This is a genomic window from Paenibacillus sp. FSL R7-0313 (assembly GCF_037969885.1).
Taxonomy (GTDB): Bacteria; Bacillota; Bacilli; order Paenibacillales; family Paenibacillaceae; genus Paenibacillus.
The window spans coordinates 4,214,765-4,228,643 of sequence record NZ_CP150219.1 but is presented as its reverse complement, the minus strand read 5'-3'; the positions used below and the strand labels follow the sequence as shown (position 1 = coordinate 4,228,643).

Sequence of the window (13,879 nt, the reverse complement as noted above, 5' to 3'; positions counted from 1 at the left end):
CCCCATCCATGTAGTTGGTTTTACCGATATGACAGAACTAGATAGTCTCCATACCCTTGATCAATGCAACCCTATTTGCTGGCGTAAACCTTCCATAATGTCGGATATCTCCCGTGGATCTACAGATAGGGAATCCTTATACTTCTCCTCTACAACGCCCATGGTCTGACGCTTCAGGTAGTCTCTCAGTGCCAGCGGAACATTCAGCAAGGCCTGATTCAGCGTTACCTGCATCTCATCGCTCCATATGTCTTCAAATTGCTCCCGCGCTTTGCCATAGGCGAATTCCTCCTGCTGCCGTGGTCGCTTGGCTCGCATTAGTTCGGTATCGCTCTCGTTCAGCTCCAGGCCGTCAATCACAACACCGTATAACTCAAGGGCTTTCTCCGGGGATACTAGCCCCCTTCTTACATCCTCCAGAACTAGGCGTGGGTCACGTTCAAGTGGATCACCATATCCGCCTCCGCCTTGCGACAAGAACGTAACCGTTTCTCCAGGTTGAAGCAACAGCTCATCAATTCTTCCCAGATGATCCTCACTTGCACGTCCAGCATTAAGAATCGCTTCTCCATGTGAACCTACGCCACCACCGAGCCTGCCCCAAGGCTGAAACTCCATACGTTCCATGTTTCTGGCCGTCATCACCGTATCCGGTGTTAGAATTCTGACACATAAATCAATCCCGCTTCCACCGCGGAAGGTTCCTGCACCTGCCGAGTCGGCACGAAGACCATAATGTTCGATCAACACAGGCATCTCGGATTCCACCGTTTCCACAGGAATATTCCGAAGATGACCGACCGCAAAATCCATGCCATCAATGCCGTCTTTCATCGGCCTAGCTCCCGAACCTCCGCAGATCGGCTGAATCACGCCAACCTTTTTCTTGCCATCGGATGCATCTGTCATCGCCATCATGACGATGCAGGCTTGTCCAGCTCCTGCCGCGGGAACCATACTGCCCTGAGCTTTTCCCAAAGCACCCGTGATGACGTCCATAAGCCGGATAAAGGTCGCAGCACGTGCCCCAACTGCTGCCATCGGCTCCGGGTTGAGTACGGAAGCAGGCGGCGCGTAATTTCGCACCATGCGGATCATGCCCGAATTCCACGGAATCGTTGGATCAAGCGTACGGAAATAACGAATAAGTGCGGGCACCAGCATATAATGCCCCTGTTGGTTGTGGGTAGGAATGTTGAAGGAAGCCCTCACCTGAGGATCGGTGCCGCTAAAGTCCAGATGAATGTCACTGCCTGCGATCGTCATTTTGCAACGCAACCGGATAGGATAACCCCCTGGTCCTTTCTCCAGATAGTCCCAGAAGTCATAGGAACCGTCCGGGATATCCTGCACGATGGCACGTGCCTTCAGCTCGGCGTATTCCAGCAAATGTTCGATGCCCTGCTCGATTTTCTCCACACCATATCGTGCAATGAGTTCTCCAAGCCGCTGCTCTCCCCGATTCAATGCAGCCATAAGTGCTTTGAGATCACCGAGATTTTGCTCCGGAATTCGGCTGTTGTCCAGAAACATGCGCAGGATCTGCTCATTCAGAACACCGGCTTCATACAGCTTGACTGGTGCAATTCGAATGCCTTCCATATGAATATCGTAGGCGCTGGGAGATACGCTCCCTGGTACCTTGCCGCCTACATCGGATGAATGAACAAAGCACATGCCGTAAGCGATGATTCGTCCTTCATGAAAATAAGGCTTGATGAGATGAATGTCTGGAAGGTGTGTGACCATGCCTTTGGTGGAATAAGGATCATTACATATGACGAGATCCCCTTCTTTCCAGTCTTCTATGCTGTTAATGGTCGTAGCAGCAGGGATGCCCAGAGACAGATTGTAACCCGTCTCCAGCGGTGACCCGAACGTTTCCCCGGATGGAGATAAGAGGTAGGTTCCAAAATCGCCCGTTTCTTTGACAAAAGCGGTGAAGCCTGTGCGCAGAACAACATTCGCCATTTCTTCCACGGCAGCTTGAATCCGGTTGTTAAAAATCTCAAGAAAGACCTTGTCGCCGATCATGCTTCCACCTCCCCAATCACGTTCCCGTGGCCATCCCGGTATACCTTATATCCAGGCGGGATAAAGATCGTTGTATCATATTCCTCCACAATAATGGGCCCGGGGATGGGAGCATCCACCGATGGAATCTGTCCCCTTTTCAGTACCTTGGCTGTCTGCTGTACATGGTCAAAGGTTATGATCCGTTCTTCCGCTGTACTCTCATCGAATGGCAAATTTGCCGGATCTACCGTGTTATGGGTAGGCAAAACACCAACAATGGTTGCTCTGAGACTTACAAACATAACTTCTGCCTCTGGCTGACTGATGCCAAACACGTTTTGGTAAGATGTATGGAATTTAATCCCTGCCTTCTTGGGATCTTCAATTTCTTCCAATGTCAGCGTGACCTCTATATCAAAGGCCTGTCCCTCATATCGCATATCGGCACTGTATAGGCAATAAATATTGTCCAGCTTGACACCACCACGGGCTTCCTCAACGACCCAACTACGTCCCTGGTTTTCCAATTCAGTGAAAAGAGAGCTTAATTCACCAGACTCCAGAGTTTGGGTACTTTTGTGTAACGTATGAACGAAATCATTGCGGAGATTGGCGACCGTGCAGCCCATGGCACACAGTGTTCCCGGAGATGGCGGTATCAGCACTCTGCCGATACCTACCTCGCGTGCCATCAGAAAAGCATGCATCGGACCAGCACCACCATATGCGAGCAACGTAAAATCTCGAGGATCAACGCCCTTGCGGGCCATTAGAGGGGAAAACTGGGCATACATATTGGCGGTTGCCACATCGAGAATGGCTTGCGCAGTCTGTTCGGCATTCAGTCCAAGCTTCTCTCCCAGATTGCCCAGAGTACGCTCTGCAAGTTCGGGATACAGACGCATTTGTCCGCCAAGGAAACGGTCAGCATGCAGGATACCAAGCTGTAGATAGGCATCTGTGGTTGTCGGCTCTTCTCCCCCGCGCTGATAACAGGCTGGACCGGGATTGGCTCCCGCGCTGCGCGGTCCAACCTTGAGTACGCCTACGGAATCGAGCCAGGCAATTGAACCACCACCTGCTCCTATAGCCGTTACATCAACAGCAGGAATGATGACAGGAAAATCTCCAACCTTGTTCTCAGATGAATAGGCTGGTTCTTTGTCGATGAGAGCAACGTCAACACTTGTCCCACCCATGTCAAATGTGATGACCTGATGAATGCCAGCTCGTTCAGCAATATGGGTCGCGGCGATTACACCGGAAGCAGGCCCGGACAGAAGTGTACGTACCGGCTCATTAGCCGCTCTGGCAGCCGTCATAATTCCACCGTTGGACATGGTGGACAGCAAGTTGGCTTTGAGGCCGTATGCCTGAATCCCTTCTTGCAGACGCAGGAAGTAAGACCCCATCCGGTCACCTACATAAGCGTTCATGGCCGTTGCGAGTGTTCGTTCGAACTCACGCTGTTGTGGCCAAATGGCGCTGCTTCGGCAGATGAACAGTTGCGGATAACGTTCCCTGATCAGATCTTCCGCAAGCTGCTCATGAGCGGGATTCACATAAGCATGTAAAAAGCTAATCGCCAAAGCGGTAACGCCATCCTCCACCAACTCATCCACCGCTTGCAACAGTTGTTCCTCATTCAGTGGCTGGAGTATGCCCCCACTCGCAATGACCCGTTCATCGACTTCCTTAACGCGATGTCTCGGTACCAGCGCATCGGTCTTGTCACCATACAGATTGGTTGTATCCTCAAGTCGCAACCGGCGGATTTCAAGAATGTCACGGAATCCTTTAGTGACCAGCAGACCTGTAACTGCGCCATTTCGTTCGATTAACGTGTTTACGCCAAGCGTGGTTCCATGCACAAACAGATCAATCTCACGAATGTTCGCACCATTCGCCTTGAGTTGATCAAGTGCATTAAAAATCGCCTGTTCCGGAGCTGCTGCAATCGATGGCGTCTTGAGCGCCGTAACCACCCTGCCCTGATGGTCCATCACCAGCGCATCCGTGAAGGTACCTCCGATATCTATGCCTAAACGGTAGATTGTGTCCACAAGCTCAACTCCTTTATCACAGGGTCTCATTCTAAGGAATGTTATTGGTTTTGCATGGAGAAATAACGTTTGACATCATCAATCATTTGGTTGATATGATTCACCATTGCCGCTTCAGCCTGCTCCGGAGAGCCCGCTACTATAGCATCCAGAATCTGCTGATGATCCACAACTAATTCACTTCCTACTCTCCGGCGAATATACGCTGTTTCCAGAAAATCGCGGCTTGTCTCCCATACCAGTTCAACCGCGTGCAGAAGAATTTGGTTTTGCGCAGCATAAGCCAATAATCTGTGGAACTCCCGGTCCTCCTCGTATGGTATAATATTCTTGGAAAGCAATTCATGCTGGTTCGCAATCGATGCTTGCAACAGTACTATGTATTCTTTCGAGGCACGCTGTGCTGCCAGGGAAGCGATCTCCCGCTCAAGTGCCCTTCTGGCAACGAGAACATCCAACAGAGCCTTTTCCCCAGAATGGTTGAGCATCTGAATTAACTGTGAATTCACACTTTTTTGCTGCAAATCTCTTTCCAACGTCTTCATTCGATCCAGACCTTGTTCGGTCAAAGTCCTTCCCTTGCGACCTTCCAGAACTGTAAAACCTTCAACATCCATCTCCATAAGTCTTCTTCCGATGGTTGCCTGACTCAGACCATACGTTTTGCCCAAAGTATGAACCAACGTACTGGCCCCGATGGGAGCGCTCGCGTCTCGAAGCTGCTTCAGCAGTTCGTATTCCAACTCCATTTCGTTTAGCTCAGGACCCACTACATTTCACCCCTCTTAGTTACTTAATTGTTTTTTAATCTTCTTCGTAGTTGTTACTCACTGATGATTAACGTTAGTATACCTTGCAGACATCACAATTTCAACAATTCTCATCAAATTAGTACGAATTATTTCCTCAGCTATACTCTGCGCTTTTTCAAATCAAAATTAAAAATAAAAAAGAGCATTTCACATCCTTTATTCCAGCGCTTAACTGAAGGATGCAATCTGCCCTTAACGTAGCAATATTTTAAAATCACGAATGTAATCATTAATACTCAAATCAGGTATCAGGACTTGAGTTGTTGCAGCAACTGCACACGATAGGCTTCACTTTCAAGGGATTGAATTTCCTTATATTCTTCAGCAGTTAACACTTTGGGTTCCCCCGCTGCCTTGGCGATCATATATACCTTCGCGCTTTCTTCCACCACCTGAGTGCGGTAATAGGCTTCGCGGAGGTTTTTACCGGTCGTAACCAATCCGTGATTGACGAGAATGAGTGCCGTATGTTCTTCTACCTTGGCTGAGACTGCATCGGCAAGTTGTTTCGTTGTTGGCAGAACATATGGAACAAATCCGATATCACCTACCAAAGCGGACTGATCTGGGAACAAGTGAGGCAATTCATCGAAAACGAGACTAAGTGCGATCGTATATGCCGGATGCGTATGCACAATGGCTTGGATATCAGGATTCACACGATAACTATACAGATGCATTAATACTTCGGAAGATGGACGTGTTGATCCTGCGCTAGTTTCCCCTGTCTCGATATCAATAGCGATCCACTCGTCCGGTTCCAGGTCTTCAAGTGCATAACCACTTGGAGACAACAACATCGTTCCCCCAGAACGAGCGCTCAGATTCCCACCAGGTCCTACCACCAACCCTTGGGCAACTGCTCTGCGAGCATATTTCGTCAACTCTTCCCTTACTTGCTGTTCAGACATGTTGCTCACCACTCCTCATACTTTTCTTTTTAGCATTTTGAGTCAATGCTCATTGCATTGACTCTGTTCATTACCTTTTGATTTGATTCAGACTTTGGTAGTTTTCATAAGCTTCCTGCCACAGCTCTGTATCCTCAGGTTCGTAGGTCTCGGGGGAAAAGGAAGCAGCCATGACCTCCCGTACCTCGGCCAAGCTACTCACTTCACCATGTGCAAGGAATTGCAGCATGCAATTTCCCGCTGAAGTCGCCTCTGCTGGCCCTGCCACCACCGGTACACCGGCTGCATTGGCTGTAAACTGGCACAATAGTCGATTGTGCACACCGCCACCAACCATATGAATGACACGAGGTCTTGTACCTGTAATCAACTGCAGTTCATCCAGCGTCTGTCTGAATTCCAGTGCAAGACTTTCCAGAATGCAGCGCACAATCGCTCCAGTCGTTTCGGGTACAGTCTGTCCGCTGGCACTGCATTGTTGCCGTATTCGCTCAGCCATATTCCCTGGCGCCAAATACACGCCATCTCCCGGCGATACATAACTTTGATGCGGCGTTGCCAAGGTAGCCAGTTGAATGAGTTCTTCATGTGTATAAAGTCGATTCTCCCGCTCCCATTGCCGTTTGCATTCCTGTAGCAGCCACAACCCTGAACGATTTTTCAGGGTGCGCACTTTCCCACTTACCGTCCCTTCATTGGTGAATCCCCATGCACGACTTCGGTCATCCAATACAGGTGCATCACGCTCCACCCCCATAAGAGACCAGGTACCACAGCTGATAAAAGCAAAATCCGAATCCATCGCAGGAATCGCTGCCAAGGCAGATGCCGTATCATGTGATCCCACAGAGACTACCTGCATCGGTCCAGTCCGTAACTCGGCGCACAACTCATTCGTTAAATCGCCCAGCACGGTACCCGGTTGAACGAGTTTTGGAAATAATGTTTCCGGTATACCGAGACGCCCGATCAGGTTTTCATTCCAACGCATCTCGCCTGCATGCAACAGCCCGCTGGTACTTGCAATCGTATACTCACAAGCCTGGTGACCAGATAGATAATAGTGAAATAAGTCCGGCATAAACAACATGCGCACATCCGGACGCAAACCTTCGGCCTGCTCTCGTACACTGCCTAGCAGTTGAAATACGGTATTGATCTGCTGCGGGTAAACGCCAGACATGGCATACAGTTCTTCTTCTTTCACCATGTGCAGAACTTCTTCCATCCAATGTGCGTTGCGTGCTTCCCGATAGTGACGTGGGTTCGAGCACAACCTTCCTGCACCATCCACCAGTCCATAGTCCACTCCCCACGTATCCACAGCTATAGAACGGACCGATGGAGAGACGCCTTGCGTCCCTTTCACAATGCCTTGTTTTAATTCATGAAAAAGTCGCAAGAAATCCCAATACAATCCGTCCCCCAGCTGCACGGGTTCATTGTTGAATCGATGCACTTCTTGTAACGAGAGTCTGCTTCCATCAAAAGAACCCCGGACTACGCGTCCACTCCCAGCGCCGTAATCGGAAGCAAGCACATGTGTTGCTTGATTGCCCATTCTTTCAAGCCTCCTTAACTCTACGCGATAAGCCGTATTCGAGTTCTGAACACAGCTTTCAGAAGACGCCATGTTACCTCATTTCACAAGGAACATGGCGTTTGACAGGAATGGAACTTTAGTTTAACGATACAACGGGCCAAACACACTGCAAGCACGGTAGTCTGCACTCTCCGGCTCACTTGTGCCGAACAATCCCCATGCACGCGGACGGAAAATTTCCGTTTCAGGGACATTATGCATATTGACCGGTATGCGAAGCATGGAAGCAAGTGTAATCAGATCAGCACCGATGTGTCCGTACGAGATGGAGCCATGGTTGGCGCCCCATTGATTCATGACCTCGTATACTGAAGTAAACGCTCCCGATCCGGTTAGAACAGGAGCAAACCAGGTGGATGGCCAGGTTGGGTCTGTCCGCTGATCCAGCGTATCATGCACATCTTCAGGCAGATCGACCGTGTAACCCTGAGCGATTTGCAGCACTGGTCCCAGTCCTTTGACCAGATTCAGGCGTGTCATCGTTACAGGCATGCCACCTTTGGTCAGGAAATCCGCTGAATAGCCGCCCCCGCGGAAATACTCTACGGATGCTGGTCTCCACGATGTTGCTTTCAGGCAGTCCTGAACTTCCTCATCTGTAATTTCCCAGAAAGGTTTGAGGACAGGCTTCCCGTCTCTGGACTGTTGTCCTGTGCCATCCAAAGCTGCGGAACCGGAGTTAATCAGATGCAGAATGCCATCCTTCGCGTTTCCTTCCAACTGGTGCCCCGTCACACGCTGTACTGAATCTGGACTCCAATACGTACGCACATCAGCAAATATCTGTGCCGTATGTGTCAGCAGCGAACCAAACAACATGGACACTCCATTCAAGCTATCATTCTCTGTTGCAACCAGATAAGGCGCACGTTTGCCATTCCAGTCAAAGGAAGAGTTTAATATCGACTCCAGAAAATCTCCGTTCGGAGAATGATCCGTCCACTGCCGTTGTCCCTGGAAGCCGGATACAATCGCGTGGTGGCCCATCGATTCCTCTGTGAAACCTAGCTCAGCCAATCTTGGATTGCCCGCCATGAGGTCACGCACAATTTGGGTCATTTTCACAACCGTTTCCCATTCATACTCTTTGCGTTTACGATCTGTTTGCAGATGGGCAACGTTGTTGTCCGGACCTTCGCTACAATTCTCCTTCACCCATGCCAGTGCGAGCTTATACTCCTCGGGGTCGTAGATTTCTTCTTCGATACGGCGAGTGAGTTCGCTCATATCCACGTATTCATTACGCATGCCCAGATACTCCTGGAAAAATGAATCGTTCACAATCGAACCTGCAATCCCCATGGATACCGATCCGATGGACAGATAGGCTTGCCCTTTCAAGGTCGCGGCTGCAAGACCCGCACGGCTGAAACGGAGCATTTTCTCGCGCACGTCATCGGGAATCGTAGTATCTCCGCCGTCCTGCACATCCTCTCCATAGATCCCAAAGGCCGGAATCCCCTTCTGTGCATGGGCAGAAAGTACCGCTGCCAGATATACTGCACCCGGACGCTCAGTGCCGTTAAAACCCCAGATGGCTGTAGGAATGGATGGTGACATATCCATCGTTTCCGTACCATAACACCAGCATGGTGTCACGGTGATCGTTACGCCAACGTTGGAACGGCTGAATAGTTCTGAGGCTGCGGCCGCTTCGGCCACTCCGCCAATACAGGTCTCGGCCACAACACACTCCACCGCGGAGCCGTCAGGATAACGCAGTTCAGCTGCAAGCAGTTCCGCAACAGATGTCGCCATCCGCATCGTTTGCTCTTCCAGTGACTCCCGAACCCCTTTGCGTCTTCCATCAATCGTGGGACGAATACCAATCTTGGGGAAAGCCTGCTTATAACGATAATCCTGATGTGTCATACTGGAATGTCCTCCTTCAATTCGTTTCATAGAATTTGGGTTGAATTGAGAAACCTTCTGTCTGATCCATATGCATTGTTTGGAATGAGATAATGACGGAGATAGAACCGATACCCGGGTGGCACGCAAGAGTTGCATACACAGATTATCAAAAGCACTACTTGAGTGTTGAATACGTTTACATATTTTTAAAAATAACAATAAACCACTTCATTAATTAGCTATGTATGTAGTTCCTCTATTCGAGATAATGGAACGTGCATGAGCAAATTTAACAAAATGGTTTATGTAGTAAAGACGTTCAGAACCCTTTAGGGTTATCGGTAACCCTAACATAGCATGAGCCTATCTTGCTGTCAATTGGCATTATCCTATAGAATGGTAAGACTATGTTGCGGAAAGGTTAGATTCTAATGATTACCATTTACGATATTGCCAAAAAAGCCAACGTCTCCGCCATGACGGTCTCCAAGGTCATTAATCATACAGGCCGTATAAGTTCCGCGACACGTGAACGTGTGCAACAGGTGATTGACGAACTGGGTTACATCCCGAACTCCAATGCGCGCAGCCTTGTGCTTCAACGAACCCAGATGCTCTCCCTTCTGATTACGGATATTACCAACCCTTTTTATACAACACTGGCGCGTGGTGCTGAAGATGCAGCCCATCTACGTGGGTACCGTCTTTTATTTGGCAATAGTGACGAGGATTACAATAAGGAAAAGGATTACGTGGATGCGATTCTGTCAACTCGCGTGGATGGTGTACTCTATGCACCGGCGGGAGATCGTTCTCTCCCTCATCTGAAACAATTGCAGGAACGTCACATTCCGTTTGTCTTTCTGGACCGCACCGTACCTGGCATTACGTCAGATATGATTGCCGGAGATAGCCGGGAAGGCGCGATTGAGCTGATCCGCTATCTGGTGCAATTGGGGCACCGCCGCATTGCACTGGTCAATGGTTCTTCGGAGGTTTCTACCGCCAGACTGCGGGAGGAAGGTTATGTAGCGGGTTTACGTGAGGCCGGAGCTGATATAGATCCCGAGCTTGTCCTTCGAACCGGGTACCGGGATTTCAGCGATGAAGAGGGACTGGATCGACTGCTCTCTCAACCGGATCAACCAACAGCCATTTTTGCCGCCAACAACATGCTGGCGATTGGGGTCATTCGGCTTTTGCGCAAACGGGGACTGCGTGTACCAGAAGACATTTCTGTTGTGTGTTTCGACGATCTGGATCTGGCTTCTGCTTTTGATCCTTTTCTGACTGTAGCTGCACAGCCAGCATATGACTTTGGGTTTCAGGGCGTACAGATGCTGGTTGACCGAATTGAGGGAAAAGCCCCTTCCGAAGCCCAAACCGTCATTCTGCCGTCAGAACTGCGCATACGGGCTTCAGCCACTACCCCACGTGAGCAAAAATAGAGTTAAGCACGTGAGTTGACTAAATATTATCGTGTAAATGATTAGTCCCACTTATCTAGATTAAGTCCCGTTCAAATTCGAAAAATGTACAACATAAACAGGGTGCACCGGAGATTACGCTCTCGTTGCACCCTGTTTGAAGTTCATTCGCTGAAATAATCCGTCGTTCGAGCCGTTTGGTTCGTCTGTTTCATTCAGGCTCGTCGTTTCCTTCAGTTCCATCCATGCCGATAGTTTCTACCGCTCCGACTGTAATGCAAGAGCGACCTCACGAACAAGTCCCGGGAACCAGTCCATCAGAGCTTCGAACGTATACCCTGCTTGTTCAGCTTTGGTCGTCTCCATCGTCCATGATTGCTCAATTCCGAAGGGCGACATGTCCTCTTTCACCGTTTCCGTGAGGATCTGGGACTGCATGCCCGTGACCGTCTCAATCAGATGTATCATTGCTGACAGCGTAATCGCACCCTTGGAAGCTGCATTCACCGGACCAGTAATGGACGAGTGTCCAAGCCAAGCGAGAAATCTTGCCGCTTCTGTGGAATTGATAAATCCAATCTCCGCATCCGGATTTGGCATGCCAATCGGTTTTCCTTTTTGCACATGTTCAATATGAAAATGAAGTCTTCTCGTATAATCATCAATTCCGAGTACAATGGGAATGCGCATCGCCACAACCGGGAAATCCGCTTCCTGGAAAAATACAGCCTCCGCAAGCCGTTTGCCTTCTCCATACGAAAAATCCTCTGCACTTCCATACTGCAATGGATATGTATACGGGTCAAAATCCGTTTCCTTAAATCCAGGTCTTGGATCACCGTACACTGATAGTGTGGATGTCAGAACGTATCTTTTGGTTCGTCCTGCAAAAGCTTCACATGCCGCTTTCGCCGCATCTGGGGAATAACAGATATTGTCGTACACAACATCCCACATGTCTGTCTGCGCAACCTCTGCCAGTGATTCCGGGTCTTCACGATCCATCTTAATTCGATTCACTTCGGGACCGAAGTCGACATCCGTTTTACCACGAGTTGCGACTGTGATCTGTGACTTCCCTTCCCACAGCAAGTGATCCACCAGACGTTTACCAAAAAAACGTGTACCCCCAAGTATAAGTACTTTATTCATCCAGAAAACCTCCTATCTTGTTCGAATATGTTTAACAATTTGAAGCATGGTGTGCGCATTCCGTTGAAACTCATATGAAGTTGGTTCTTCGGATACCGTGCACCCACGCTCTTCGAGTATTAATTTCAACTCATCCATGTGTTTGTAACGTTCGCCAGACAGATCAACTGTTGGAAAAATGCGAACCTCTCGTTTGGTCACACGCAGCAGTTCCATCACGGTTGCAACATGAAAATCAACATCCAATCGATCCGCATACGTAAACAGGAAATGGGCGGATAACGTCAGATCGAATTGTTCATCCGCAAAGGGTAGATCCGGGAGCACAGACGCCACATAACGGTCAGGAAACATTCTCATATCTGCGACGCAATCTGTAATGGCACGAGTCCGCTCTTCCTTTAACCCCTGGATTGATCCAAATTGATCCCACACATATATGCCTTGCACCGGTTCCATCTGTTTCATCGTATGCTCAATGTCCTGAAATCCCTTTACTTCAAGCTCGTCGATCTCATATTCGTAGGCTATATCCACAGCTGTGGGGTCTGCACCCAACTTACGCGCCTGACTACTGAACGAACATGCTCCACCTGGACAATCCAGAATTGACTTGCCCGTAATCTCCTCTACCGTTAAGTTGAACATCTTCATATATTCCTCGAAGGTTCTTCCGATGAAAACAATCTGTGACAGTTCCAAACCACCAGAATCATTGGACTGCTGATCTTCTCCGCTGTTCTTCAGCTCATCTCTATTGTTGCTCTGCTCATCTCTTCTCATCTCGTCTCAGCTACCTTTCCTGCTCTTGAATCAATCGTTAGGGAACACAAGTCCAATCTGCTTCCGAATCTGATCCATGACCTGCATCGTAACATAAGAGCGTTCATACGTGTTCATGTCAGATTCCTTTTTGCCTTCATGAACCAGATTCACGAACTCCTCCACTTCATAATACATCGCCGGATGGTTTTGTTCGACTGTGAGCTGCTCCACCGTACCGTCATTGTATCGTATCTCTGCATGTTCTGGTGAGCCAATCTTGTCAATGATGATGCTGCCCAGTTCCCCCATAATTTCGCTTGGTACATGAGAATTGGAGATTTTGGAGTATGTAACGACCGCATCCATCCCATCATAGTCCAGCAGCACACTGCCCTGTCCATCCACGCCAGATTCCAGCATCATCGCTTGGGACTGAACCCGGTTAGGTGCACCGAATAACGTAATCAATGGATAGAGACAATACACACCGAGATCCATTAACGCCCCATTAGCGAGTTCAGGCTTAAACGCGTTCAGGACGATCCCCTCTTTGTACTTGTCGTAACGCGAAGAATACTGAGAGTATCCTGCTACGTATTTGCGGACAGGACCGATTTTATGCAGGCTCTTCTGCACCATTTTGAACTGGGGAACAAGGGTCGATTTCATCGCTTCCATGAGCAGAACCTCGTGTTCTCGTGCTGTATCGATTATGCTTCGAACTTCGGCGCTATTTGCAGCCAGAGGTTTCTCGCACAATACATGTTTACCGTTTCTCAGAAAAAGCTCAGCCTGCTCCGCATGAACCGTATTTGGTGTTGCGATGTAGACTGCATCAATCACATCACTTGCCGCCAACTCTTCCAGATCGGTGAAGCGGTGTTCAACATCATATTTATCTGCAAATGCGTTAGCCTTATCTTCAGTTCTTGAATACACGGCAGTCAATTCGAATCCTTCAACCTGTGCTGCGGCTTCCAGAAGCCTTTCCGTAATCCAGTTGGTACCCACTACGCCAAAACGAACCATGCCTACCTACCTCTTTCATCTATAAATTTCATTTGAGTTCTATATGAGTTCAACTAAAGAATATTTACACTTACTACTCCGATGACAGAATAACCTTCCGATCGCTGTTATCCCCAGATTTTTTTTGATTCCTTTTATAATGGGGTAAATCCGGGGATAGCGTATGCTTCCGAAGCAGCTTTCTTTCAGAAAGCTCTTAGGCGAACGCTTCGCTTCTTCACGTTATTTCTGTCCTCTCCGTTCTCGT

General features: G+C 48.9%; 10 protein-coding genes. 1 reads left to right on the top strand and 9 read right to left on the bottom strand.

Annotation, left to right across the window (positions count from 1 at the left end; genetic code table 11):
• Positions 1–60 precede the first annotated feature (60 nt).
• From NSQ38_RS18620 to NSQ38_RS18595, 6 genes are all read right to left on the bottom strand, one after another.
• The gene (locus tag NSQ38_RS18620; protein WP_339783395.1) at positions 61–2,034 is read right to left on the bottom strand and encodes a hydantoinase B/oxoprolinase family protein; all 1,974 of its coding nucleotides are present in this window, start codon (positions 2,032–2,034) and stop codon (positions 61–63) included.
• A complete protein-coding gene (locus tag NSQ38_RS18615; protein WP_339783393.1) occupies positions 2,031–4,079 on the bottom strand; it encodes a hydantoinase/oxoprolinase family protein in 2,049 nt (682 codons plus the stop codon). Before NSQ38_RS18615 ends, NSQ38_RS18620 begins: the two co-directional genes overlap by 4 nt.
• 41 nt (positions 4,080–4,120) lie before the next feature.
• On the bottom strand, positions 4,121–4,849 hold the full coding sequence (locus NSQ38_RS18610; protein WP_339783391.1) for an FCD domain-containing protein: 729 nt from the start codon (positions 4,847–4,849) through the stop codon (positions 4,121–4,123).
• Between the two features lie 290 nt (positions 4,850–5,139).
• On the bottom strand, positions 5,140–5,802 hold the full coding sequence (locus NSQ38_RS18605; protein WP_339193623.1) for a class II aldolase/adducin family protein: 663 nt from the start codon (positions 5,800–5,802) through the stop codon (positions 5,140–5,142).
• A 70-nt stretch (positions 5,803–5,872) separates the two neighbouring features.
• Positions 5,873–7,363, bottom strand: a complete 1,491-nt coding sequence (locus tag NSQ38_RS18600; RefSeq protein WP_339783389.1) for a rhamnulokinase family protein — start codon at positions 7,361–7,363, stop codon at positions 5,873–5,875.
• 123 nt (positions 7,364–7,486) lie between these two features.
• Positions 7,487–9,277, bottom strand: coding sequence for an L-fucose isomerase (locus tag NSQ38_RS18595; RefSeq protein WP_339783387.1), 1,791 nt, complete (start codon positions 9,275–9,277; stop codon positions 7,487–7,489).
• Positions 9,278–9,690: 413 nt separating this feature from the next.
• Here NSQ38_RS18595 and NSQ38_RS18590 point away from each other — a divergent pair, with 413 nt between their 5' ends.
• Positions 9,691–10,707 (top strand): LacI family DNA-binding transcriptional regulator, encoded by a 1,017-nt coding sequence (locus tag NSQ38_RS18590; protein WP_339783385.1) that lies wholly within the window; start codon positions 9,691–9,693, stop codon positions 10,705–10,707.
• A 237-nt stretch (positions 10,708–10,944) separates the two neighbouring features.
• Here NSQ38_RS18590 and NSQ38_RS18585 read toward each other — a convergent pair whose 3' ends face one another.
• From NSQ38_RS18585 to NSQ38_RS18575, 3 genes are read right to left on the bottom strand one after another with little or no spacing between them, the layout of a single operon-like run.
• Positions 10,945–11,838 (bottom strand): NAD-dependent epimerase/dehydratase family protein, encoded by an 894-nt coding sequence (locus NSQ38_RS18585; protein WP_076250366.1) that lies wholly within the window; start codon positions 11,836–11,838, stop codon positions 10,945–10,947.
• A gap of 12 nt (positions 11,839–11,850) precedes the next feature.
• Positions 11,851–12,621: an SAM-dependent methyltransferase gene (locus NSQ38_RS18580; RefSeq protein ID WP_339783384.1), complete on the bottom strand. Its 771-nt coding sequence runs from the start codon at positions 12,619–12,621 to the stop codon at positions 11,851–11,853.
• A 30-nt stretch (positions 12,622–12,651) separates the two neighbouring features.
• Positions 12,652–13,632, bottom strand: coding sequence for a Gfo/Idh/MocA family oxidoreductase (locus tag NSQ38_RS18575; RefSeq protein WP_339783382.1), 981 nt, complete (start codon positions 13,630–13,632; stop codon positions 12,652–12,654).
• Positions 13,633–13,879: the final 247 nt, after the last annotated feature.